At 69.1% G+C, this 22,960-nt stretch carries 22 protein-coding genes; 5 read left to right on the forward strand and 17 right to left on the reverse strand.

Features of this window, described 5'->3' with window-relative positions; genetic code table 11:
• Nucleotides 1-71: 71 nt before the first annotated feature.
• From OHT76_RS16750 to OHT76_RS16805, 12 genes are all read right to left on the reverse strand, one after another.
• Nucleotides 72-851: an HAD-IIA family hydrolase gene (locus OHT76_RS16750; protein WP_328871638.1), complete on the reverse strand. Its 780-nt coding sequence runs from the start codon at nucleotides 849-851 to the stop codon at nucleotides 72-74.
• 75 nt (nucleotides 852-926) lie between these two features.
• Nucleotides 927-2,453, reverse strand: a complete 1,527-nt coding sequence (locus tag OHT76_RS16755; RefSeq protein WP_328871639.1) for an alkaline phosphatase family protein — start codon at nucleotides 2,451-2,453, stop codon at nucleotides 927-929.
• A 262-nt stretch (nucleotides 2,454-2,715) separates the two neighbouring features.
• Entirely contained in the window at nucleotides 2,716-3,771 is a 1,056-nt protein-coding gene (locus tag OHT76_RS16760) for a 2-aminoethylphosphonate ABC transporter substrate-binding protein (protein ID WP_328871640.1), read from the reverse strand.
• Between the two features lie 38 nt (nucleotides 3,772-3,809).
• Entirely contained in the window at nucleotides 3,810-4,607 is a 798-nt protein-coding gene (locus tag OHT76_RS16765) for an ABC transporter permease (RefSeq protein WP_328871641.1), read from the reverse strand.
• The gene (locus tag OHT76_RS16770) at nucleotides 4,594-5,412 is read right to left on the reverse strand and encodes a 2-aminoethylphosphonate ABC transporter permease subunit (RefSeq protein WP_328871642.1); all 819 of its coding nucleotides are present in this window, start codon (nucleotides 5,410-5,412) and stop codon (nucleotides 4,594-4,596) included. The genes OHT76_RS16765 and OHT76_RS16770 overlap by 14 nt, the downstream gene beginning before the upstream one ends.
• The gene (locus OHT76_RS16775; protein ID WP_328871643.1) at nucleotides 5,409-6,458 is read right to left on the reverse strand and encodes an ABC transporter ATP-binding protein; all 1,050 of its coding nucleotides are present in this window, start codon (nucleotides 6,456-6,458) and stop codon (nucleotides 5,409-5,411) included. Before OHT76_RS16775 ends, OHT76_RS16770 begins: the two co-directional genes overlap by 4 nt.
• Nucleotides 6,455-7,129, reverse strand: a complete 675-nt coding sequence (locus OHT76_RS16780; protein WP_328871644.1) for a phosphonatase-like hydrolase — start codon at nucleotides 7,127-7,129, stop codon at nucleotides 6,455-6,457. The genes OHT76_RS16775 and OHT76_RS16780 overlap by 4 nt, the downstream gene beginning before the upstream one ends.
• Nucleotides 7,130-7,134: 5 nt before the next feature.
• The gene (locus OHT76_RS16785; RefSeq protein WP_328871645.1) at nucleotides 7,135-8,259 is read right to left on the reverse strand and encodes a TIGR03364 family FAD-dependent oxidoreductase; all 1,125 of its coding nucleotides are present in this window, start codon (nucleotides 8,257-8,259) and stop codon (nucleotides 7,135-7,137) included.
• 131 nt (nucleotides 8,260-8,390) lie between these two features.
• Nucleotides 8,391-9,146: a GntR family transcriptional regulator gene (locus tag OHT76_RS16790; protein ID WP_328871646.1), complete on the reverse strand. Its 756-nt coding sequence runs from the start codon at nucleotides 9,144-9,146 to the stop codon at nucleotides 8,391-8,393.
• Between the two features lie 31 nt (nucleotides 9,147-9,177).
• Complete coding sequence (locus OHT76_RS16795; RefSeq protein ID WP_328871647.1) at nucleotides 9,178-9,897, reverse strand: LPXTG cell wall anchor domain-containing protein; 720 nt, start codon at nucleotides 9,895-9,897, stop codon at nucleotides 9,178-9,180.
• A gap of 87 nt (nucleotides 9,898-9,984) precedes the next feature.
• Nucleotides 9,985-10,743 (reverse strand): class I SAM-dependent methyltransferase, encoded by a 759-nt coding sequence (locus OHT76_RS16800; RefSeq protein WP_328871648.1) that lies wholly within the window; start codon nucleotides 10,741-10,743, stop codon nucleotides 9,985-9,987.
• A gap of 41 nt (nucleotides 10,744-10,784) precedes the next feature.
• Entirely contained in the window at nucleotides 10,785-11,894 is a 1,110-nt protein-coding gene (locus OHT76_RS16805; RefSeq protein WP_328871649.1) for an ROK family transcriptional regulator, read from the reverse strand.
• A gap of 48 nt (nucleotides 11,895-11,942) precedes the next feature.
• Here OHT76_RS16805 and OHT76_RS16810 point away from each other — a divergent pair, with 48 nt between their 5' ends.
• Nucleotides 11,943-13,010: a Gfo/Idh/MocA family oxidoreductase gene (locus tag OHT76_RS16810; protein WP_328871650.1), complete on the forward strand. Its 1,068-nt coding sequence runs from the start codon at nucleotides 11,943-11,945 to the stop codon at nucleotides 13,008-13,010.
• Nucleotides 13,007-13,516 carry a heme-degrading domain-containing protein gene (locus OHT76_RS16815; RefSeq protein WP_328871651.1) on the forward strand — a complete coding sequence of 170 codons (510 nt, stop codon included), beginning with the start codon at nucleotides 13,007-13,009 and terminating at the stop codon, nucleotides 13,514-13,516. The genes OHT76_RS16810 and OHT76_RS16815 overlap by 4 nt, the downstream gene beginning before the upstream one ends.
• A 21-nt stretch (nucleotides 13,517-13,537) precedes the next feature.
• On the opposite strand, the gene OHT76_RS16820 is transcribed toward OHT76_RS16815, so the two are convergent.
• The 4 genes from OHT76_RS16820 to OHT76_RS16835 form a co-directional block, all read right to left on the reverse strand.
• Nucleotides 13,538-14,389: a fumarylacetoacetate hydrolase family protein gene (locus OHT76_RS16820; protein ID WP_328871652.1), complete on the reverse strand. Its 852-nt coding sequence runs from the start codon at nucleotides 14,387-14,389 to the stop codon at nucleotides 13,538-13,540.
• A gap of 119 nt (nucleotides 14,390-14,508) precedes the next feature.
• Nucleotides 14,509-15,198, reverse strand: coding sequence for a YidC/Oxa1 family membrane protein insertase (locus OHT76_RS16825; protein ID WP_328871653.1), 690 nt, complete (start codon nucleotides 15,196-15,198; stop codon nucleotides 14,509-14,511).
• 87 nt (nucleotides 15,199-15,285) lie between these two features.
• Entirely contained in the window at nucleotides 15,286-15,600 is a 315-nt protein-coding gene (locus OHT76_RS16830; RefSeq protein WP_328871654.1) for a DUF6412 domain-containing protein, read from the reverse strand.
• A 53-nt stretch (nucleotides 15,601-15,653) separates the two neighbouring features.
• Complete coding sequence (locus tag OHT76_RS16835; RefSeq protein ID WP_328871655.1) at nucleotides 15,654-16,436, reverse strand: class E sortase; 783 nt, start codon at nucleotides 16,434-16,436, stop codon at nucleotides 15,654-15,656.
• Between the two features lie 224 nt (nucleotides 16,437-16,660).
• Between OHT76_RS16835 and OHT76_RS16840 the strand changes: the two genes are divergently transcribed.
• Entirely contained in the window at nucleotides 16,661-18,133 is a 1,473-nt protein-coding gene (locus OHT76_RS16840; RefSeq protein ID WP_328871656.1) for a glycoside hydrolase, read from the forward strand.
• Between the two features lie 77 nt (nucleotides 18,134-18,210).
• On the forward strand, nucleotides 18,211-19,242 hold the full coding sequence (locus tag OHT76_RS16845) for an SEC-C metal-binding domain-containing protein (protein ID WP_328871657.1): 1,032 nt from the start codon (nucleotides 18,211-18,213) through the stop codon (nucleotides 19,240-19,242).
• A 7-nt stretch (nucleotides 19,243-19,249) separates the two neighbouring features.
• Here OHT76_RS16845 and OHT76_RS16850 read toward each other — a convergent pair whose 3' ends face one another.
• Nucleotides 19,250-19,717, reverse strand: coding sequence for an SRPBCC family protein (locus OHT76_RS16850; protein ID WP_328871658.1), 468 nt, complete (start codon nucleotides 19,715-19,717; stop codon nucleotides 19,250-19,252).
• Between the two features lie 107 nt (nucleotides 19,718-19,824).
• Between OHT76_RS16850 and OHT76_RS16855 the strand changes: the two genes are divergently transcribed.
• Nucleotides 19,825-22,947: a DUF3427 domain-containing protein gene (locus OHT76_RS16855; protein WP_443049918.1), complete on the forward strand. Its 3,123-nt coding sequence runs from the start codon at nucleotides 19,825-19,827 to the stop codon at nucleotides 22,945-22,947.
• Nucleotides 22,948-22,960: the final 13 nt, after the last annotated feature.

The following is a 22,960-nucleotide window of genomic DNA, read 5'->3' on the forward strand; positions in this document are numbered from 1 at the left end:
GGGTGCCGGGCCCCGCATCCGCAGCGGGGCCCGACTGCTCCGAATGGGTCGAATTCGGGTACGGCCGGGTTTCAGATCCGGTCGACCAGGTCCGCGATGGAGTCGACGACCTTGGAGGGCCGGTACGGGAAGTCCTCCACCTGCTCGGGCCGGGTCAGCCCGGTGAGCACCAGGAAGGTCTGCATCCCGGCCTCCATGCCGGCCAGTACGTCGGTGTCCATCCGGTCGCCGATCATGGCGCTGGTCTCGGAGTGGGCGCCGATGGCGTTCAGACCGGTGCGCATCATCAGGGGGTTCGGCTTGCCCGCGAAGTAGGGCTGCTTGCCGGTCGCCTTGGTGATCAGGGCGGCCACCGCGCCGGTCGCGGGAAGCGGGCCCTCGGTGGAGGGGCCGGTCTCGTCGGGGTTGGTGCAGATGAAACGGGCGCCGTCGTTGATCAGCCGGACCGCCTTGGTCATGGCCTCGAAGGAGTACGTACGGGTCTCGCCGAGGACGACGTAGTCCGGCTCGTGGTCGGTGAGGATGTAGCCGATGTCGTGCAGTGCCGTGGTGAGGCCCGCCTCGCCGATGACATACGCCGAGCCGCCGGGCCGCTGGTCGTCCAGGAACTGGGCGGTGGCCAGCGCCGAGGTCCAGATGGACTCGATCGGCACCTCAAGGCCCATGCGGCGCAGCCGGGCGTGCAGGTCGCGCGGGGTGTAGATGGAGTTGTTGGTGAGCACCAGGAAGGGCTTCCCGGACTCACGCAGCCTCTTCAGGAAGGCGTCGGCGCCGGGGATCGGTACGCCCTCGTGGATCAGCACTCCGTCCATGTCGGTGAGCCATGACTCGATGGGCTTGCGGTCTGGCATGTGCGGGACTCCTGGCGTACGTACGGGATGAGCTGAGGGCGCCGGAACCACGGCGTACCGACGCCCCCAGCGTAATCAGGAAGTGCTGACCTTGACCCCGTCGATCACCCAGTACCAGTTGTTGGACCCGGTGTAGCGGAAACGGAAGCTCACGCTGGAGGCACCGGCCGGGACCGGCACGGAGACGGACTGCGGCTGGGAGATGACATCGGAGGTGTAGCTCTTGACGACGGTGGGGGTGCCGCCGTTGAAGGAGGCGAGGATCTGGGCGGTCTGGGAGCCTTCCTGACGGTAGAAGGTGACGAAGTCGAGCCGGACGGCGCTCTTTCCGGTGACGTCGTAGGCGGGCGTCACCAGGGTGGTGTCGTAGTTGCCGGAGAAGGTCTTGTCGGCCCACTCGTCGGAGTCGGCGACGGCGAAGACTCCGCGGGCGCGGACGTTGAGCTCGCGGGACTGGTCGCGCTGGGTGCGGGACCAGAACTCGTCGGTGGCGAAGGACCAGCCGCGCCACTCGGTCATACCGCCGGTGCCCATGGCGTTGTTGATGATCGACCAGCCGCTGGGCGGGGTGTGGGTGTAGCCGAGGACGGTCGCCGGGATGCCGGTCTCGTCGGTACGGCTGGACAGCGTGAGCGCGTCGAAGGGGTCGGCGGACCGCTCCTGGATGGGCTTGCCGTCCAGCCCCCAGGCCGGATCCACGGCCACGCCGAGCTGTTTGAAGACGGTGGGTACGACGTCCACAAGCCGGGTGTCGATGGGGCGGGCGCCGGCGGCGATACCGGGGCCGGTGGCGAGGACGAAGGTACGGCGCTCCTCGACGGCCGAGCCGCCGTGGCCGCCGGCGTCCAGGTGGCCGTGGTCGGTGGTGACGATGACGGTCCAGCGCTCGGTGGCGTAGCCGGGGCGGGCCTTGATCGCGGCGCGGAGTCTGCCGACGAACGTGTCCTGTACGGCGATCTGGTTGAGGTAGGCCTGGCTGCCGGCGCCGGAGTTGTGGCCGACGATGTCGGACTGGCCGAAGTAGACGAAGAGGACGTCCGGGTTCTGGTCGTGGATGATCGCCTCGGCTTCGGAGGCGATGGTGGCGTCGTGCCCGGTGTATCCGTCGGCGTCCCCGTCGAGGACGAGCTTGGCGTCGGCGCCGGGGGTGACGGTGCCCTGGGTGTCGAGGGGCTTCCAGTCGACGGCGGCGTAGGTGGACAGCTCTGGGCGGACCTGGGCGAGGCGGGCGAGGAAGCCGGGGTACTGGCCGTACTTCTTCCCCGCGAAGGTGTTGTCCTTGACTCCGTGCTTGTCGGGCCAGACGCCGGTGGAGATGGTGGACCAGCCGGGGCCCGAGGAGGTGGCGGCCATGGGGTTGGCGTAGAGGAGTGAGGTCCCGAAGGTGCCCTCGCTCATCATCGCCTTGAGGTGCGGGGCGTTGGCGGCGGCGATCCGGTCGTACCGGAGTCCGTCCATACCGATGACGAGCACCTTGTCCTTGCTGGTGCCGTTGGGGAGCGTGGGCACGGCGTGGGCCGTGGGCGACGCCCCGAGCGCGAGGGCGGCGGTGGTGGCTGCGGTGGTGGCGAGCACGGTGCGGCGGGTGGGGTGTGACGTCACGTGATCCTCCGGAGGTGACGGGGGTGTGGGTGCCGTTGGTGCCAGGTGACCGAGGTCGGGGTTGCCGTGGGGGTGGGTTTCGCTTGCCCGCGCTTGCGGGGTGCCGCTGCGCGGCGGCCGGAGCTGCGCGGGTTTTCAGCGCCGGTTCGGCAATCTCAGCCCGTCCGGCGTTTGAGGACGAGGCCGTTCAGGCCGAAGCGGGGGTCTGGGGGCGGCAGCCCCCAGGGGACGGGAATGGGTAGGGGCGGCGGGGGCGAGAAACTCAGCTGCCCGTCGCCGACTTCCAGTTGTCCACGTGCTTCGTCAGGTTCTTTTCGATCGCGTCCCAGTCCGGCTCGAAGATCTCCACGTCCTTGATGAGGTTCGTCAGGGCGATCGCGTCGGCGTCGACCGCCTTGACGTCCTGGCGGGCGGTGAAGCCGCCGCCGATCTCGCTGACCTGCTGCTGTGCCTTCTGACTGAGCATGTAGTCAAGAAGCTTCTTGCCGTTCTCCGAATGCGGAGCATCCGTCACCAGACCGGCCGCGTACGGCAGCGCGAACGTCGTCGGCTTGCCGCCCTCCTTCGCCGGGAACCAGATCCCGAGGTTCGGCATGTCCTTGGACTGGGCGTAGTTCATCTGCACATCACCGTTGGCGACGAGCAGCTCCCCCTTGTCAACCTTCGGCGCGAGCTTGCCGGTGGAGGCGGACGGACCGACGTTGTTGGACTGCAGCTCGCCGAGGTACTCCAGCGCCGCCTCCTCACCGCCGAAGTCGTGTATCGCCTTGATGAGTACGGCCGTACCGTCACCGGCCACACCCGGCGTCGAGTACTGCAGCTTGTTCTTGTACTTGGAGTCCAGCAGCTCCTCCCACGTCACAGGCGCCGCCGCCAGCTCCTTCTTGTTGTAGATGAACCCGAAGTAGTTGTTGACGACGGAGGTCCACGTCCCGTCGGTGGACTTGTCGGCCCCGCTCACCTGGTCGGCGCCGGCGGGAACGTACTTCTGCAGCAGCCCCTTGCCACCGGCCTGCTGAATGAACGGAGGCAGCGTGACGAGGACATCGGCCTGCGGGTTGCTCTTCTCGCGGACGGCGCGCTGCACCATCTCACCGGAGCCGCCCTCGACGTACTCGACCTTGATCCCGGTCTCCTTCTCGAAGTCCTTGAAGATCTGGTCGTACCAGCCGTCGCCGTTCTCCCCCTTGAGGCCGTCCGCGCTGTAGACGGTGACGACCTTCTCGTCGGAGGCGGCGGAGCTGCCACCACAGGCGGCCAGCATCGGGGTGGCGACCAGCGCGAGCGCTACGGCGAGCGTGATGCGGTTTCTGGGCATGGCGAGGTGAACTCCAAACAGGGGAAGGGGAATGTCGGTCAGCGGTACGAGGCTTGGGTGCGGACGCGGGACACGGCGAACAGGACGAGCAGCGTCGCCGTCATCAGGACCACGGCGATCGCGGACCCGGTGAACAGGGCACCGCGGTCGGTGGCCGCGTAGATCAGGACCGGAAGCGGGGTCCAGTCGGGCGGATAGAGCATCATCGTGGCGCTCAACTCGCCCATGGACAGGGCGAAGCAGAGGCCCGCGGCGGCGGACAGGGAAGGCAGCAGGAGGGGGAGCTTGACCCGCCACAGGACATAGGAGGGGCGGGCGCCCAGCGACGCGGCCGCCTGTTCGTACGCGGGGTCCAGCCGGGTCAGCGCGGCCGACACCGACTGATGGGCGAACGCCGTGACCAGCACGGTGTGCGCGACGATCACGATCCACCGGGTGCCGTTGAGCAGCATCGGCGGCTGTGAGAAGGCGACCAGCACCGCGAGGCCCACGACCACGGAGGGCACCGCGAGCGGCAGCACGAACAGCGCGTCGAGCACCCGCCGCCCGCGCCTGCCGAGGGCGTCCGCGGTGAGGGCGGCCCAGGTTCCGGCGGCGAGGGCGAGCAGGCTCGCGGTGGCCGCCGTGACCAGGCTGGTGGTGAGCGCCTCGAGGGCCTCGCCGCGGGTGGCGGCCGAGTAGTGCTCGGTGGTGAAGCCGGACGGCAGCACACTCGACCAGTTGGTGGCGAAGGAGGCGCCGAGGACCACCAGCAGCGGCAGCGCGAACAGCGGCAGGAACAGCAGGAGGAACAGGGCCCATACGGCCCACTTGGCCCCGCGGCTATGCACCAGCACGACGGCTCACCACCCGGTACAGGCCGTACAGGCCCACGGAGATCAGGACGTTGACGACGGCGACGACACAGGCGCCCGGGTAGTCGGACTCCAGGATCGCCTTGCTGTAGACGAGGGTCGGCAGGGTCGTGACGCCCTTGGCGCCGGTGAAGAGCACGATGCCGAACTCGTTGAGGCAGAGCACCAGGACCAGGCTGCCGCCGGCCGCGAGGGCGGGCAGCGCCTCGGGCAGGATGATCCGCCGGATGATCCTCGGCGCCCGCGCGCCCAGCGAACTGGCCGCCTCCAACTGCGCGGTGTCGAGCTGGGCGAAGGCCGCGAGCAGCGGCCGCATCACGAACGGCGTGAAGTACGTGATCTCGGCGAGCAGCACGCCCCAGGGCGTGGTGAGGAACTGGAACGGCCCCTCGGCGGCCCCGGTGACGTCCGTCCACAGCCCGTTGGCCATGCCGACCGTGCCGTAGATGAACAGCAGGGCGAGCGTGATCAGGAAGGACGGGAAGGAGAGGAAGACATCGATGAACCGGGACACCGCGCGCGCCCCCGGGAACGGCACGAAGGCGATGACCAGCGCCAGCACAAACCCGAGCACCAGGCATCCGGCGGTGGCGGCGAGCGCCAGCCAGACGGTGGTCCACAGGGCCTCGCGGAAGGCCTCGGAGGCGAAGACATCGGCGTACGGCTCGAGGGAGGTGCCGCCGGTGTCGGGCTGGACGGACTGCTGGACGACGAGGGCGAGCGGGTAGAGGAAGAAGAGGGCGAGCAGAGCGACGGGGGGAGCGGCCCACAGCAACCTTCGGGTCATGGGGTGACTCCGATCGGCAGCAGCACCGCGTCCTCCGGTGCGAAGTGCAGGGTTACGGCGCCCCCGTGCGCCGGTGGGTCCTTCAGCTCGCGTACGTCCGCCATGACCTGGTGGCCGCCCACGTCGACGTAGAGCCGATGGGTGGCGCCGCGCCACTGGATCTCCCGTACGGTGCCCGCGAGTTGATTGGGTCCGGAGCCGAGCCCGACCAGATGCGGCCGTACGCACAGCGTGGCGCTCGCGCCCCGCGCCGCCTCGCCGGTGTCGACCTTGAGCTCGGTGCCGCCGAAGGACACCCCGCTCGAAGCGACGGTCACCGGCAGCAGGTTCGCGTTGCCGACGAAGGACGCGGTGAACTCGTTCGCCGGGGCCCGGTACAGCTCCCTCGGGGTGCCGCAGGCCTGCAACCGCGCCCGGTCCATCACCGCGATCCGGTCGGCCAGGGTCAGCGCCTCGACCTGGTCGTGGGTGACGTACAGGATCGAGACGTCCGGCAACTCCCGGTGCAGTCGCGCGAGTTCGGCGAGCATGCCGGAGCGGAGGCGGGCGTCGAGGGCGGAGAGCGGCTCGTCCAGCAGCAGCACCTCCGGCCGGATGGCGAGCGCCCGCGCGATGGCGACACGCTGCTGCTGGCCGCCGGAGAGCTCACGCGGATAGCGGCGGGCGTAGGCCGCCATGCCGGTCATCTCCAGTGCCTCGGCAACCCGTTGCCGGATCTCGACCCGAGCCACCTTGCGCGCCTTCAGCCCGAAGGCCACGTTGTCCTCGACCCGCATGTGCGGGAAGAGCGCGTACTGCTGGACGACCATCCCGATGCCCCGCCGGTGCGGGGGCAGCCCGGTGACATCGCGGTCACCGAGGAACACCCGCCCGGCGGCGGGCCGTACGAACCCGGCGACCGCCCGCAGCGCGGTGGTCTTGCCGGATCCGGACGGCCCGAGCAGCGCCATCACCTCGCCGGGGGCGACGGTGAGGTCGAGGGCGTCGAGGACGACATTGCCGTCGTAGGCGACGGTGACGCCGTCGAAGCGGATACCGCTGCTCATGCGAGCACTCCCGGCAACTGCGCGACGGACTTCAGCACATGGGTCGCCCCTGCCGACCCCAGCGCCACCGCGTCATGCGCCCCCGTCAGCACGCCGGCGACCACGCCCGCCCCCGAGCGGACGCCGCTGAGCATGTCGTAGGACGTGTCGCCGACGACCGCGATCTGCCGGACGCTGTCCGCCGCGGCCGTACGGAGGAAGGCGGTGAGGACCATGTCCGGGTACGGCCGTCCGCGGCCCCCGGCGTCGGCCGGGCACAGCGTCAGCGGGACCAGGTCCTGCCAGCCGAGCGCGGCCAGGATCGCGTCCTGGGTGGTGCGGGCGAAGCCGGTGGTCAATACGACCGTACGGCCCTGGGACTTGAGCTCCTCGATGGCCTCGCGCGCCCCGGGCAGGGCCGCGACCCGGCCGCCGTCGACGAGTTGGGCGTACGCCTCCTCGAAGGCCTTGTTGGCCTGCTGGGCCTTCGCCTCCTCGCCGAACAGCTGCCGGAAGACGGAGATCTTGGACTCGCCCATGGTGGCGCGGACGTAGTCCAGCATCGAGGCGGGCTCGGCGCCGAGGTGGCGGGCGGCCGCCGCGAAGGCCTCCTCGACCAGGCCGCCGTCGGCGACGGTGGTGCCGGCCATGTCGAGGACGACGAGTCGGATGTCGGAGGTCGTGTCGGTCATGGGGATCACCAGCCCAGTTCGTTCGCGGTGGTCTCGGCTATCGCGGGCGAGCAGGTCATACCGCGCCCGCCGGGCCCGGTGACCAGCCACACCCCGTCGCGCACCCGCTGCCGGTGCACGACCCGGGAAGGGTCGGTGCACTGCGCGTACACCCCGGCCCAGCGGCGCCGGATCTTCGGCAGCGGACGGCCGAGCAGTGACTCGACGACCTCGGTGAGGTGGTCGTAGGGGTCTTCGAGGGTGTCGAAGGCGAAGGGGTGCTCGTACTCGTGGGTGTCGCCGATGGTCAGTCCGCCGTCGGCGCGCTGGACCATGAGCAGTTGCATCTTGTGCCGCGCGGCCGTCTCGGCCTGCGGCTGCCCGGAGTTGAGGTCGTCCAGGGCGCCGCTGCGGTAGGCCGGGTAGTAGCGGAAGCTGTCGGCATCGGCGACCGAGGTGGTGAGCGGTTCGCCCAGCGGTTCGGTCTGCATCATCTGGAGGCGGACGCGGCGCACGGGCAGCTCGGGCCCCGCCAGCTCGCGGACGAGCCCGCCGAGCCAGGCGCCGGTGCACAGCACGACCACGTCACCGCTGTGGACGTCACCGTGGTCGTCGCGGACGGCGCTGGAGCCGATGACCTCACGGACCTCCCGGCCGGGCCGGAAGGTGTAGTTCGGGGACTTCAACAGCTCTTCCCGCAGGGCGAGTTGAGCCGTGCGCGGCTCCACCGCCGCGTCCCGCTCGCAGTACAGCGCGGCGCTGAACTCACCGCGCAGGGCAGGGTTGAGGGCCCGCGCCTCGGCCGGGGTGAGCAGCTTGTGACCGCGCGCGGCAGCGTCCTCACGGGCTACGGCGGCCTCGGCGACGGCGAGTTCGAGAGCGCCGCGTACGGGGGTGAGGGAGCCGTTGGCCCGGAAGCCCAGCTTCGGCACCCGGGCGCCGATCTCCTCCCACAGCTCCCGCGCCCGCAGGGCGGTCTCCAGCTCCTCGCCCGCCGCGCGACCACTGACCCAGATCTGGCCGAAATTGCGCAGCGAGGCGCCGCGAGCCTCCGTCTCGCGCTCGATCTGTACGACCTCGTGGCCGCGTTCCACTGCTTGCCAGGCGTGCATGGTGCCCACCACGCCGGCTCCGACGACTATCACTCTCACGACGGCAACGCTCCTCGGACTCGGGGAACCGGAAAGGTCCGGCTACCAACGGGAGCGTGAACGAGCCATCACGTTTGGGCTAGACCCGTTATCTTTTCGTGATACTCAGAGAGAGGTCAGAGCGTCGGTTTTCAGCCGCGCAGATGGGCACTGAAGGAGAAGCGGTCGCCGCGGTAGAGGGTCCGTACGCGCTCCAGCGGCTGTCCGGACGTATCCCGCGAAACGCGGTGGATGAGCAGCATCGGCAGGGCCGGCGGGGTGCCGATGAGGAGGGCCTCGCGCGGGGTGGCGAGCACGGTCTCGATGCGCTCGTCGGCGTCACCGAAGGCGATGTCCTGGGAGTGCAGGTAGGCGTAGAAGGAGGAGTCGGGATCGAAGTCGGTGTCCAGGCGGGGCACGCGGCTCACGGCGACATACGTGCTCTCCAGGCCGACCCGCTCCTCGTCGGCGAGCAGGACGCGCTCCAGGTGCCAGACCGCTTCACCGCGGGTCAGGCCGGTCTCGGCGGCGAGGGCGTCCGGGCAGGGGAAGCGGTCGAGGGTGACGAGGGTACGGCCGGGGGTGCGCCCCTGCCGCCGTACGCCCTCGGTGTAGCTGGCGAGGGACAGCGGCTGTTCCAGCTTGGGCCCGGCGACGACGGTCCCGCGGCCCTGCCGGCGCAGCTTGCCCTCCAGCACCAGCTCGCGCAGCGCCTGCCGTACGGTCTCGCGGGCGACGTCGTACTCCTCGGCGAGATCGCGTTCGGTGGGGATGGCGCTGCCCTCGGGGAGTTCCGCCACGAGGCGGTCGATGCGCGCCTTCACCGCGTAGTACTTCGGGATGCGTCCGTGCTCTGGGATGCCGGAGCGGACGGGGGCGCCGGGGGCCTGGTCGTTCGGGTAGTCCACGCAGGGATCGTCGCAGACGTGCCTGGTGGGCTCAGCGGCGCCTCCGCAGGAGCAGCAGCGCGCCGCCCCCGGTGAGCAGCGCGGCAAGGGTGGCGGCGATGGCCGCGGCGGAGGTGCCGGTACGGGCCAGCTCCTCCGCGAAGGGGAGGCGGGGGGCGGTGGATCTGCCGGGGTCGGGGTCCGCGGTGCCGGTAGTGGCCTCCGGCTCGGAGTCGATGCCGAACCGGTAGTCGTTGGACTGCCCCACCCAGTCCCCGTCGTCGTCGTGGCGCTGTACGACGGCGGCGTTGGCGGTGACGCGATTGGGCGCGGCATCGGAGGTGACGGCGAGCCGCACCTTCACGGTGACGGTCTTCTGGGGGCCGACGGTGAACCCGGGGAACCCGTCGAAGGCCCCGACGAGCTCGTCCTGGTCGGTGGTCTCGAACCGGACGGGTCGGGTCTGGGCGCCCGTGTAGAACTCCAGCCGGGGCTGGGAGGACCTCAGCACCCGCCGATCGTCGACGAGGACGACGACGGGGTGAACGTTCTCGCAGGTCGCGCCGGTGTTGTTGGTGAGCTCCAGATACCAGGTCCCATATCCGCCACCGGCCTCGTAGGAGCTGGGACCGCCATGGATCCGGGTGCTGAGCGGAAAGGAACGTCCGTCGGAGGCAACACAGCCGCTCTCCGGTCCGACGGCATGCGCGACCCCCGGCACGGAGACCAGGGCGAGGGGGAGGAACAGGGACGCGGACAGGAACAGTCGCATGAACACATGACCATGCCGGACGAATCGGCCGACGGAGGTGCGCCACTCCAAGGGCGGCGGCGTTTCCACCCGATCGGCCCCGCCTGTCTACCGGCGTGCGGTGAGCACGGGCTGGTAGTACCCGGTGGACTCCCAGGTGACCTCGGTGAAGCCCGCCTCGGTCACCAGCCGGGTCAGCTGTGCGCGGGTCAGCGCCCAGTAGGTGGCCCGTCGGCGCCGGACCGTCCAGGTGTCGGCGGCGGGGAGGAGCTGGAAGTGCTCCAGGTCGTAGCGCTCGCCGTCCTCGTGCCAGTGCCAGAGCTGGAAGCTGATCACCTTGCCCTGCGGGGTCTCGGTGACCTGGGGAGGCGTGGCCGTCGGCCGCGCGCGGCGGGCCTCGTCGTAGTCCCGGACGGTGAGCGTCAGCAGTCCGCCGTCGCGCAGGACGCGGCGCATGCCGTGGAGGGCGGCCGTGACGTCCGGCGCGGTCAGCAGGTGCGGGAGGGAGTTGTCGGCGCAGAGTACGGCGTCGAAGACACCGGGCGCGAACGGCAGTCGGCGCATGTCCGCGGCGGCGACCGGGAGCCGGAGACTCCGGGCGGCGGCCTCGGCCGCGGCACGTGCGGCGGCGCGGGGGCTGAGGTCGCTGCCGACGACGCGGTGCCCTTGCCGGGCCAGCCCGATCGCCTGGGTGCCGATCCCGCAGGAACAGTCCAGGACGGTGTGCGGCCCGGATCCGAGACGGTGCGTCAGCAGCTCGTCCAGTACGGCACCTTGGCGTGCCACGCTCGCGTCCCAGTCCGGGAAGATCAGGTGGTAGTCGGCGGCCAGGTCGTCGTAGAAGGCCCTCACCGGGGGTACGGACATGGGGTCACCCTAGGACCGGTCGGGCAGACCCGAGGGGCTCTTCACCCCTCCCCCCGCCCGAACAACGGCGCCAGCAGCAACTGCGCCGCCCCCTCCGCGACCTCCCGCCCGCCGCCCGGAGCGACGCGCACCGGGACGGGCTCCTCGCCGACTCTCCAGCCGCGTTCCTCAAGGACGGCCGCAGTCCCTCGTACGAAACCCTCCGGACGGGCCGCTACCGTGCGGCCGCCCAGCAGCACCACGTCGATGTCGAGCAGCGCGACCAGGTTCGCGGCGCCCGTGCCGAGCACCCGGGCCGCCTCCTCGAAGTCCCCGCGCCCGACCGCGGCCAGGCACAGCGCCTCCACGCAGCCCCGGTTGCCGCACTCGCAGACCGGGCCGTCGAGCTGGACGACCTGATGGCCGAACTCCCCCGCGCCGGTGCGAGCACCCCGGTGCACGACTCCCCCGAGCACCAGACCGCCGCCCAGCCCCGCCCCGAAGTGCAGATAGGCGAAGGACTCACCCGCTCCACCGACCGCGAGGCCGAGGGCGGCGGCGTTGGTGTCCTTGTCGACCACCACGGGCACCCCCAGCCCCCGCTCCAACGCCTCCCGCAGCGGGAAGCCGTCCCACTCGGGGAACCCGGTGACCCGGTGCAGGACCCCCTTCGCATGATCCAGCGGCCCCGGCAGCCCGACCCCGACACCCAGCAGGGTCCCGCGCTCCTCCACCAGCGCCGACACCTCCCGCACCACGCCCTCGACGACCGCCGTCTTCCCGGCCCCCAGATCCAGCGAGGCGCCCCGCTCCGCCACCACCGCCCCCGTCAGATCCACCAGCACCGCCCGCAGCGCGTCCCGGTCCAGATGGACGCCCACCGCATGCCCGGCCTCGGGCACCAGTCGCAGTACGGTCCGCGGCTTGCCGCCCGTGGACGCCCGCCGTCCCGCCTCCGCGGCAAGCCCCTCCGCCCGCAGCCGCGCGGTGATCTTGCTGACGGCCTGCGGGGTCAGCCCTATCCGCTCGGCCACCTCCAGGCGGCTGATCCCCTCGGGCCCGGCGGTCCGCAGCAGGTCCAGCACGAGCGCGGTGTTGTGGCTGCGCAGCACCGGCAGATTCACGCCCGCGGCCGCCCCACTGATTCCCTTTGCACTGCTCACACCCCCCATTCTCCCCACCGCTTGCACTTTGGCAACAGCGTTGCGAAAGTAGGAGTCATGACTGGCACACCCCTCCGCACCGGCCTGATCGGCTACGGCCTCGCCGGCTCCGTCTTCCACGCCCCGCTGATCGCCGCCACCGAGGGCCTCTCCCTCGACACGGTCGTCACCGCCAACCCGGAGCGGCAGGAGCAGGCCCGCGCCGGTTATCCGGACGTCCGTATCGCCGCGACCCCCGACGAGCTGTTCGCCCGCGCCGACGAGCTCGACCTGATCGTCATCGCCTCCCCGAACAAGACGCATGTCCCGCTCGCCACCGCCGCGCTCAAGGCCGGTCTCCCGGTCGTCGTGGACAAGCCCGTCGCGGGCACGGCCGCCGAGGCCCGGGAGCTCGCGGCGCTGGCCGAGGAGCGCGGACTGCTCCTGTCCGTCTTCCAGAACCGCCGCTGGGACAACGACTTCCTCACCCTGCGCAAGCTGATCACCGAAGGCGAGCTGGGCGACGTCTACCGCTTCGAGTCCCGCTTCGAGCGCTGGCGCCCCCAACTCAAGGGCGGCTGGCGCGAGTCCGGCGACCCGGCAGAGATCGGAGGTCTCCTCTACGACCTCGGCAGCCATGTCGTGGACCAGGCCCTGGTCCTCTTCGGCCCCGCCGCCTCCGTCTACGCCGAGTCGGACATCCGCCGCGAGGGCGCCGAGACGGACGACGACACGTTCATCGCCATCACGCACACGAACGGCGTCCGCTCCCACCTCTACGTCTCCGCCACCACCGCCCAGCTCGGCCCCCGCTTCCGGGTGCTCGGCTCCAAGGCGGGCTACGTCAAGCACGGCCTCGACCCCCAGGAGGCGGCCCTGCGCGACGGCGAGCTGCCCGGCGCCGACTGGGGCACCGAGCCCGAGTCGCTGTGGGGCCGCGTCGGTTCCGGCGAGTCCCCGCTGACCGGCGGGGGCCGCCCCGAACCGACCCTTCCGGGCGACTACCCCGCGTACTATGCGGCCGTGGCCAGGGCCCTTACCGGCGGCGGCACCAACCCGGTGACCGCTCTGGAGGCGGCCGCCGCCCTCGACGTACTGGAGGCGGCCCGCCGTTCGGCCCGTGACGGAGTGGCGGTGGCGCTGTGACGCACAACAACGGGATCACCCCGAAGTTCACCCCGGAGATCACCCCGACCATCGAGGAACTCCAGGCCCAGGAACGCCGCCTGGTCTTCAAGGAGTTCACCCTCGACGACGCCTGGCGTCTGGGCTCGCTCCTGGTGGAACTGGCCCGCGAACGCCAGGCTCCGGTCGCCATCGACATCCACCGCGCGGGCCAGCAGCTCTTCCACGCCGCGCTCCCCGGCTCGACGCCGGACAACGACGCGTGGATCGCCCGCAAGCGCCGGGTCGTCGAGCGCTACCACTCGTCCTCCTACCTGGTGGGCGCCCGCTCCCGGGCCAAGGGCACGACCTTCGAGGACTCCTCCCGCCTGGACCCGGATGTGTACGCGGCCCATGGCGGCTCCTTCCCCCTCACGGTGGAGGGGGTCGGCGTCATCGGCGCGGTGACGGTGTCCGGGCTGCCCCAACTGGAGGACCACCGCTTCGTGGTGGAGGCGCTGGAGGAGTTCCTGGGGAAGGCCGAGTAAGGCGTACGTACGTCGAGGGGCCTAGGCGTCCTTGAGCTCCTGCCGCTGACGCCCGAGCCCCTCGATCTCCAACTCCACGACATCCCCGGCCCGCAGGAACGGCTTCGGCTCGGGCTGCCCCAGAGCCACCCCCGCCGGCGTACCCGTGTTGATGACATCCCCGGGGTAGAGCGTCATGAACTGACTGACGTACCGCACCACTTCCCCCACGGGGAAGATCTGCTCGGCGGTCGTCCCGTCCTGCTTCGACTCCCCGTTGACCCACAGCTTCAGCGACAGGTTCTGCGGATCCGGAACCTCATCCGCGGTCACCAGCCACGGCCCCAGCGGATTGAACGTCTCGCAGTTCTTCCCCTTGTCCCAGGTCCCGCCCCGCTCGATCTGGAACTCCCGCTCGGACACATCATGCGCGACCGCGTACCCGGCGACATGCCCGAGCGCCGCCTCCGCAGACTCGACATACCGAGCCGTACGCCCGATGACGACGGCGAGCTCGACCTCCCAGTCGGTTTTCACCGACCCGCGAGGGACGAGCACCGTGTCGTTCGGGCCCACGACCGTGTCCGCGGCCTTGAAGAAGATGACCGGCTCGGCGGGCGGCTCGGCCCCCGTCTCGCGGGCGTGGTCGTGATAGTTCAGCCCGATGCACACGATCTTCCCGATCCGCCCGAGCGGCGGCCCGATCCGCAGCCCCGCGGCATCCAGCACCGGCAGCTCACCGGCCACGGCACGGATGCGCGCGAGCGCGTCCTCGTCGGCGAGCAGCGCTCCGTCGATGTCCGGCACGACCCCCGACAGGTCCCGAAGAACCCCCTCGGCATCGAGCAGCGCGGGCGTCTCCGCTCCCGCCGTACCGACTCGCAGCAGCTTCATGATCACAATCTCCCTCGATCGCGGGGCGCCCGCCGACGTGTGCAGCCATCGGAGGACTGGTCGATCCTCCAAGGTCCACGACCGGTCCGCAATACCCGGTTCACGTACTGGACCGTAGGTCAGCGGTACAGCACGGCCCTCTCGACCGCGCTCCAGAGCGAGCTGGTGACGACGTACAGCGCGGCGGCGAGCGGTACGACGGCCACGGTGACCAGCGTGAAGAAGGAGATGAACGGCATGACCTTGGTGATCGCACCGGCGCCGGGGGTGTCGAGAGCCGGCGCACTGTCGGCCAGGGTCACCTTCGACTGCCGGTAATTGAAGAAGGCGACCCCGGTGACGATCGCGAACAGCCCCAGGTACACGAGCCCGGCCACACCTCCCGTGGTCAGCGCGTCGGTGAAGCGGTCGCCGAGGGGTGCGGTGAACAGCTGGTGGGTGAGCAGTTCGTTGGGCCGGTCGCCGATCTCCGTGCTGGAGAAGAGGTGGTAGAGCAGGACGAACGCGGGCGCCTGGAGCAGGCTCGGCAGACAGCCGGCCAGCGGCGACACCTTGTGCTCGGTGTGCAGCTCGAGCACGGCCCGCTGGAGCTTCTCGGGGTTCTTCCCGTGCTTGCGGCGCAGTTCGGCGATCTTCGGCTGGAGCGCGGTGCGGGCCTTCTGACCGCGGGCGGAGGCCCGGGACAGCGGATGCACGAGCAGCCGTACGAGCATGGTGAACAGGACGATCGCGGCGGCGGCCGCGGAGCCGTGGAAGAGCGGCTGGAGCAGCTCGGCGAGCTGCTCGACAAGGCGGGCGAAAACGGACATGGGTGAGCCCTCCGGGGGTCTCGTCGTGCCGGGATACAGAGAGGCGGCATGACGACCCGCGCGGGGTGTTTTTACAGGTGTGTGCCCCTACGCGAAGGTCGTCGAGACGACGAGTCCGGGGGCTCGGGGACGGGTGCGCCCCTTGGCGTCGGGGTCGCGTTGCGGCAGGAAGGCCGTACGACGATCTCGGTCGCGGATGGCCGTACGGACCCGGGTGGGCGGCACGGCGGGCGCGCAGCGCGCGGCGATGACCGAGCAGACGGCGAGCGCGGAACCGGCCGCGGCGGTCGCGGCGAGGGCGACGGTCGCGAAGAGGCTGCCGGAGTCGAGCAGGACGACGTCGAGGAAGAGGGCGAGGAGGAGGACGAGGGCAGGACGCAGACCGGTCCAGCTCTTGATCATCGACTTCCCCCCTTCCCGTTGCCATTTGTCATACGGCTGTCATTTGTTATACCTCACCGCGCCCGCATGGAGCGCAGCGTCCCCCACACCACCAGCCGGTAACGCGAGGTGTATTCGGGCGTGCAGGTGGTCAGGGTGAGGTAATACCCGGGCTCGCGATAGCCGCGGCCGGGGTGAACGAGGCTGCGCGGCACGGGCCGTATGACCCCGGTGTCGTGCGCGGACGTCTGCGCCAGGGTCTGGTCCACGGCGTACGTGTACACCGCCGCCTTCGTCTCTACGACGATCTCGTCGCCGTCGCCCAGCCGGTCGAGCCGCCGGAAGGGCTCGCCGTGGGTGTTGCGGTGCCCGGCGATGGCGAAGTTGCCGGGGCGGCCGGGCTGTTGGGTGTCGGGGTAGTGGCCGACGTAGCCCTTGTTGAGGACGCCGGTCTTGCTGATGCCTTCGGCGACGGGGACGCGGAGGTCGAGGGCGGGGATGGTGAGGATGGCGTAGGCGTGGGACCAGTCGGGGGTGGGTTGTCGTTGCGGGGCGGGGGGTTGGGTGGCTTGTGACGCTTCTGAAGGGGCGGCTTCCGGGGATGTCTCTTCCGGGGATGTCCGGGGGGCCGGCTCGGTTGATTCTTCAGGCGAGGCGGCCCACTCCCGCTCCAGAGCCGCCACTCCCTCCCGGGCCTCCGCCTTGGCCTCCCGGTTGGTCCACCAGAGCTGGTGGACGACGAGGAGCAGGAGCACGAGGCCGACGGTGACGAGGAGTTCGCCGCCGGTCCACAGGGCACGGCGGCGCAGGGCGCGACGGCGACGGGTGCGGTGCTGGACGACGAGGGGCCCCGGCATGCGCGCACGATAGGCGGAGGCGGCTGAAGTCACCAGAGTCCATGGGGGCGTTCGAGACTTCGTACAGCGGTTTTAGAAAGGGCTGTCGCAACCCTCGACAAGCCGGCCGGGGGCCCCGATGCTTCCTGATGGCATGTACGGGACACGCCATGTGTGGGACAGGCCATGTACGGGACAGGCCGCCCCTCAGGGGGCATCAGGAAGCATCGGGAAGCGGAGAAGTCATGATCCGACGCAGAACTCTGCTGGCGGCGACAGGCGGAGCGGTCCTCGGCAGCGCCCTGGCGACGGGCACCGCACACGCGGACGCGACGATCGCCGTCAACCCCGGGACGCGGTACGGCACTTGGGAGGGCTGGGGCACATCACTGGCCTGGTGGGGCAACGTCTTCGGCACCCGTGACGACTTCGCCGACCTCTTCTTCACCACCAAGTCGGTGACCTACAACGGCACCTCGCTCCCCGGCCTGGGCCTGAACATCGCCCGCTACAACCTGGGCGCGTGCAGTTGGAACAGCGTGAACGGCCAGACGATGGCGGAGTCGCCGAACATCCCCGCGTTCAAGCAGATCGAGGGGTTCTGGCAGGACTGGAACAACGAGGACGCGGCGTCCTCGGCCTGGGACTGGACGGCGGACGCGGCGCAGCGGGCGATGCTGGTGAAGGCGACGCAGCGAGGCGCTGTCTCGGAGCTGTTCGCCAACTCCCCGATGTGGTGGATGTGTTACAACCACAACCCGTCCGGCGCGGCGGACGGCGGCAACAACCTCCAGACCTGGAACTACCGCCAGCACGCCTCCCACCTGGCCGCGGTGGCCCTGTACGCGAAGACGAACTGGGGCGTGAACTTCGCGACGGTGGACCCCTTCAACGAGCCGGCGTCGACCTGGTGGACCGCGACCGGCACCCAGGAGGGCTGCCACCTGGATCCGGCGGTGCAAGCGGCCGTACTGCCGTACATGAGAAGCGAGTTGGACAAGCGGGGCCTGTCCTCCGTACGTATCTCGGCATCGGACGAGACGAACTACGACACGGCACGCAGCACATGGGCGAGCTTCGGCGCGTCGACGAAGGCGCTGGTGAGCCAGGTGAACGTACACGGCTACCAGGGCACGGGCGGCCGCAGAGACCTGCTCTACACGGACGTAGTGACAACATCGGGCAAGAAGCTGTGGAACTCGGAGACGGGCGACAGCGACGGCACGGGCCTGAGCATGGCCCGCAACCTCTGCTACGACTTCCGCTGGCTGCATCCGACGGCCTGGTGCTACTGGCAGGTCATGGACCCGTCGACGGGCTGGGCGATGATCGCGTACGACGCGAACACGCTGCAGCCGACGACCGTACAGCCGAAGTACTACGTGATGGCCCAGTTCAGCCGCCATATCCGCCCCGGGATGACGATCCTGGACACGGGAGTGAGCTATGCGACGGCGGCGTACGACGCGGCGGCGCGCCGCCTGGTTCTGGTGGCCGTGAACACTTCGACTGCCGCCCAGACGCTGACCTTCGACCTCTCCCGCTTCACGACGGTGACGGGCGGCTCGGGAGGCCTGGTGCCTCGCTGGAACACGGTGACGGGGGGTGGGGACATGTACCGGTCGTACGCGGACCGGTACATCTCCGGAAAGTCGGTGAGCGCGGTGTTCGCGCCGGGGGCGGTGCAGACGCTGCAAGTGGACGGGGTGACGATCTAGGAACGTGTGCGTGGACGTGGGGCTGCTGGCCTGCGGATATCTGACGCTCGCCGGGGCCCCGCAGTACGGTGTCCCTCATGCGCCCCGACACGCCTGCCGAGAACGTCGACCACACCGCCGAAGCGGCACGCCTGGAGCGGACCGCCGGCCTGTACCCCGAGGACGCCGAAGCCCTGCTGCTGCAGGCGGCGGCCCACCTGGAACTGTCCGGCAACCGCCCCGCCGCGAGCACGCTCTACGACCGCCTGCTGTCGTCCACGGGTTCTCTGGAGAACCCGTACCTGGTCCGCGCCCTGAAGGCGTCGAACCTGTGGGAGTACGGCCATGAGGCGGAGGCCCGAGCGATCATCGACGGAGTCCGAGCGGCGGCACCCCGGGACCCGGCCCCCTGGGTGATCGTGGCGGAGGCGCTGGAATCGCACGACGAGCTGGAGGCGGCGCAGGAGACGTTCACGGAGGGGGTGACCCTGCTCCTGACGGACGTACCGGAGCCCCCGTACTCGACGCATCCGCTGTTGTACGGCCGCCACCGGGTACGGAGGATGCTGGGCGCTGCCCACGACGACTGGGACACCCTGGCGGACACGATCCACCTCACCCACTCCTCCCCCGCCTCCGCGGTCTCCCTGGACGAACTCCACGACCCGAAGCGCGTCTGGTCGCTGGGCTCGAACAACCCGGCGGAGTTGGAGGCGGAGATCTCCCGCTTGCGCGCGGAGCTGGGCGCGTACCGGGAGGCGCTGTCCCGCCCCTTCCCGGTGGCGGTACTGCACTGGCCGGCGCCTGAACTTCGGGAACTCCTGGAGGCGTACCCGACGCTGGCGGACGAGTACCCGTCCCACGAGACGCACCTCGCGACGATAGAGGCCTCCCTACGGGAGCTGGCCTCCTCCGGCACCCCGAACCTGGGCATCGTGACGGGGACGGTCCCGTCGTACGAGGCCTTCGCGGCGTCGGAGGGGACATCGCCGGGAGATGCGTCGCTATTGCCCCAGTACGCGACGACGCTGGCGGCGCGGGGTCGGGCGGTGGAGTGGCCGCCGCAGCGGGGCGCGGCTTGTTGGTGCGGTTCGAACCGGACCTACGGGCAGTGCCACGGAGCGGAGTGACCTGAGCTCACCCCGCGCGCCCCTCGACGGCGGCGGCAACGTCGTCCAGATCCTTGGCGATGGCCTTACTGACAGCACGAGCCCCGAGGCCGCCCAGAACCTTGGCGAGGATCCCCATCACCCCGCCACTGGGCGCCTCGGCGGTAAACGTCATACGGACGGTCGTCGTCACGGGACCGTCCGCCCGCAACACCCACTCCGAGATGTAGTGGGTACCGTGCGACTCAGCCTCAACGACATACCGCTCGGGCGGTTCACACGCGGTAACCCACATCTCCTCGGTGGCGTCCTTACCGAACATGCGCCGGGTTTCGCGCCATCGGGTACCGACGGCGAAGGCGTCGCCTGAGAGCACCTCGACTTTTGAGACGCCGGTGAGTACGCGCTCCATGCCTTGGAGGTCGGTTAGGGCTTCCCACACCGCCCCCTGAGCAGCGGCGATACGCCGCTCAACAATGACGCTCTTACTGGTCATGGCTCCATGAAAGCAGCGGGGTCCGACAGTCGCCCGATGGGAGCTGTCAGCGTCGCCTGCTACAACAGAGCCACTGCAACACGAGGGATTGGGGATACGGCGTGGCTCTGCCGGGGGATCTGTCTCAGCCTGTCGCGGGTGTTTACGAGGAACTCGTCACCCACCGCATGCAGGAGCAGATGGAGCAGCTGAATGCAGCGGGCTGGAAGGCCATCGATGACGAGGTCAGCGAGGAATCATCACCCCATGTAATCGCCCGGCACATCGGGCGGGCTGTGAGCCACCGGCTCAGCCAGCTACCCCCTGACCAGCGCGTCGCCGTAGCCAACCAGATCATCGAGTCACTCACATCCAATGATGGTGTCGAGCTCATCGCCGATGGGCCGCGTCAGCTCCTTGCGCTGGCTGAGAAGGAAGCACCGGGCGTCTACGCCATACGCCCGCTCACTCCCCTCTCGGAGACCGCCCTCATTACCAACTCTCCCGAGGATCCAAGCCTCGGTAGTGAGCTGCGCGCTGAGCTTGCCACCGCAGACCGCATCGATCTGCTGTGTGCCTTCGTCAAGTGGTACGGGCTACGCGTGCTTGAGGACTCTCTCCGCGCCGCCAAGGAGCGTGGAGTCCCGATTCGCGTCATCACGACCACGTATATCGGCGCGACCGACCGCCATGCGCTCGACCGACTCGTTCGCGACTTCGGCGCTCAAGTGAAGATCAACTACGAAACGCGTTCAACACGCCTACATGCGAAGGCATGGCTGTTTCGCCGCAAAAGCGGCTTCGATACGGCCTACGTCGGTAGCTCCAACCTCTCAAGGGCCGCACTGCTCGACGGGCTGGAGTGGAACGTACGCCTGTCCTCGGTAGCCACTCCGGTGGTGCTCAATAAATTCGAGGCCACCTTCGACGCGTACTGGAACGACATCGCCTTTGAGTCCTACGACCCGGACCGCGACGCGCGCAAGTTGGACGAGGCTCTAGGCGTGGCAGGTGGTTCACCGGCCGGCCACGACTCCAAGATCAGCCTCTCCGGTCTTGAGGTTCGACCGTATCCGCATCAGGCCGACATGCTGGAGCGACTGCGCGTTGAGCGTGAGGTCCGCGGTCACCAGCACAACTTGCTCGTTGCCGCGACCGGTACGGGCAAGACCGTCATGGCCGCCCTTGACTACCGCAATCTGCATAAACAGCTAGGTGGCAAGCAGTACCCGCGGCTCCTCTTCGTGGCACACCGCAAAGAGATCCTGAAGCAGTCCCTACGCAAATACCGCGAAGTACTCGATGACGCCTCCTTCGGCGAAGTCCTCTTCAGCGGTGAGCTACCACGCGACTGGAAGCACGTCTTCGCTAGCGTCCAATCACTCACCGACCAGCGACTCGACCAGTTCGACCCAGCACATTTCGACATCATCGTCGTGGACGAGTTCCATCACGCCACCGCTACGACGTACCGACGCGTCCTCAACCACTTCAAGCCGAAACAGCTTCTCGGTCTGACCGCCACTCCTGAACGCGCGGACGGTCTGAACGTCCAGGACGAGTTCTTTGACGGACGGATCGCCGCCGAGATGCGGCTCTGGGAGGCTCTCGACAACGACCTCCTCTGCCCCTTCCATTACTTTGGTCTGCCCGACGGCACAGACCTCAGGCGCCTCAACTGGCGTTCTGGAACGTATGACCAGAGCCAGCTCGGTGAGCTGTTCTCCGCCGACGATGCCCGGGCCCGCATCGTCATCAAGCAGATACGAGACAAGGTCTCCGACCCGATGAGCATGCGCGCACTCGGCTTTTGCGTGAGCCGGAAGCACGCTCACTTCATGGCGCAGTGCTTCCAGAAGGCAGGCTTCAAGGCTGCGGCCCTGGACAGCGAGTCGAAGCCCGTAGTCCGCGATCAGGTGCTCGCCCAGCTCAAGGCTGGAGAGATCCAGGTCATCTTCTCGGTAGACCTCTTCAACGAGGGCCTGGACATCCCCGACGTCGATACGCTCCTCCTCCTGCGCCCAACGAGCAGCGCCACCGTCTTCCTTCAGCAACTCGGACGCGGCCTCCGCCGCACGCCGGACAAGCCTGTACTCACGGTGCTCGACTTCATCGGCCAGCATCGTGCCGAGTTCCGGTTCGAGGAACAGTTCCGCGCGATGACGAACCTGTCGCGCAACCGACTACTTGAGCATGCCGAGCACGATTTTCCACTGCTGCCATCGGGCTGCCAGATCATCCTTGAAGGCAAGTCTAAGGATCTGGTGCTGGAGAACATCCGCACCCAGATCAAGGCGAACGTTCAGACCCTCGCCAAGGAAGTCAAGTCCTTCAATACGCCCCTCCTCGCCGATTACCTGAAGGAGAGTCGCCGTGAGATCAGGGAGTTGTATAAGGCGAGCAACTCATGGACGTCCGTTCTGCGCCGAGCCAGCATGACCGACCTACCTGAACAAGCTGGCGAGGAGGATCTACTGAAGCGGGTGCATGCGTTTTTGCACGTCGATGACCTCGAACGCGCTGAGGCGTACGCTCGCTTGTTGAGCGATGAGGCTCCCCCGTACGAGTCCTTGAATCCGAGGGACAAAACATTCGCACGCATGCTGTTCTTCAACCTCTGGGACAAGGCTGGCGGGTTCAGTTCGTACGCGCAAGGACTCGAATCGCTTCGTGCGCAGCGAGCCCTCCGCAGCGAACTGCGGCAGGTGCTTGAGCACGTGATGGGACAGGCCGACCACTTCCCCATCCCACTCGTTGGCCCGCACGAACACATACCTCTGAAAATCCACAGCGCATACAACCGCTCAGAGATCCTCGCCGCGCTAGGTGTCGCCCGGCTCGGTGGTCAGATGCCTGGTTCCTTTGCGCAGGGCGTTCTGTGGGACGAGCAGAACCAGACGGATTCGCTGCTGATCACTCTCGAAAAGAACGAGAAGGACTTTTCACCCACCGTCCGATACAAGGACTATGCGCTAAGCCCTTCCCTCTTCCACTGGGAGTCGCAGAGCACAACCGCGGACACCTCGCCTACCGGGCTGCGCTACCAACAGCATGCTCAGCGCGGAAGCCATGTGCTGATGTTCATGCGGCGCTACAAGGACACCGATATCGGCAAGGCCCAACCCTGGATGCTGCTCGGCCCAGCAACCTACGTCCGTCACCAGGGCAGCAAACCAATGGCCATCACCTGGCAACTGCACCACGACCTGCCCGCGGATGTGTGGTCGTACTCAGCCATCACCGCAGGCTAGCCGACGACGTAAT

It is taken from the genome of Streptomyces sp. NBC_00287, assembly GCF_036173105.1.
Taxonomy (GTDB): Bacteria; Actinomycetota; Actinomycetes; order Streptomycetales; family Streptomycetaceae; genus Streptomyces.

Bases quoted from the DNA above. Each gene is read 5' to 3' on its own strand.
- OHT76_RS16800 (WP_328871648.1), bottom strand. From the start codon at position 10,743: ATGTCCGTACCCCCGGTGAGGGCCTTCTACGACGACCTGGCCGCCGAC.
- OHT76_RS16750 (WP_328871638.1), bottom strand. From the start codon at position 851: ATGCCAGACCGCAAGCCCATCGAGTCATGGCTCACCGACATGGACGGA.
- OHT76_RS16770 (WP_328871642.1), bottom strand. From the start codon at position 5,412: ATGACCCGAAGGTTGCTGTGGGCCGCTCCCCCCGTCGCTCTGCTCGCC.
- OHT76_RS16835 (WP_328871655.1), bottom strand. From the start codon at position 16,436: ATGCCGGGGCCCCTCGTCGTCCAGCACCGCACCCGTCGCCGTCGCGCC.
- OHT76_RS16850 (WP_328871658.1), bottom strand. From the start codon at position 19,717: ATGACCAGTAAGAGCGTCATTGTTGAGCGGCGTATCGCCGCTGCTCAG.
- OHT76_RS16805 (WP_328871649.1), bottom strand. From the start codon at position 11,894: ATGGGGGGTGTGAGCAGTGCAAAGGGAATCAGTGGGGCGGCCGCGGGC.
- OHT76_RS16845 (WP_328871657.1), top strand. From the start codon at position 18,211: ATGCGCCCCGACACGCCTGCCGAGAACGTCGACCACACCGCCGAAGCG.
- OHT76_RS16810 (WP_328871650.1), top strand. From the start codon at position 11,943: ATGACTGGCACACCCCTCCGCACCGGCCTGATCGGCTACGGCCTCGCC.
- OHT76_RS16760 (WP_328871640.1), bottom strand. From the start codon at position 3,771: ATGCCCAGAAACCGCATCACGCTCGCCGTAGCGCTCGCGCTGGTCGCC.
- OHT76_RS16830 (WP_328871654.1), bottom strand. From the start codon at position 15,600: ATGATCAAGAGCTGGACCGGTCTGCGTCCTGCCCTCGTCCTCCTCCTC.
- OHT76_RS16840 (WP_328871656.1), top strand. From the start codon at position 16,661: ATGATCCGACGCAGAACTCTGCTGGCGGCGACAGGCGGAGCGGTCCTC.
- OHT76_RS16825 (WP_328871653.1), bottom strand. From the start codon at position 15,198: ATGTCCGTTTTCGCCCGCCTTGTCGAGCAGCTCGCCGAGCTGCTCCAG.
- OHT76_RS16780 (WP_328871644.1), bottom strand. From the start codon at position 7,129: ATGACCGACACGACCTCCGACATCCGACTCGTCGTCCTCGACATGGCC.
- OHT76_RS16795 (WP_328871647.1), bottom strand. From the start codon at position 9,897: ATGCGACTGTTCCTGTCCGCGTCCCTGTTCCTCCCCCTCGCCCTGGTC.
- OHT76_RS16820 (WP_328871652.1), bottom strand. From the start codon at position 14,389: ATGAAGCTGCTGCGAGTCGGTACGGCGGGAGCGGAGACGCCCGCGCTG.
- OHT76_RS16775 (WP_328871643.1), bottom strand. From the start codon at position 6,458: ATGAGCAGCGGTATCCGCTTCGACGGCGTCACCGTCGCCTACGACGGC.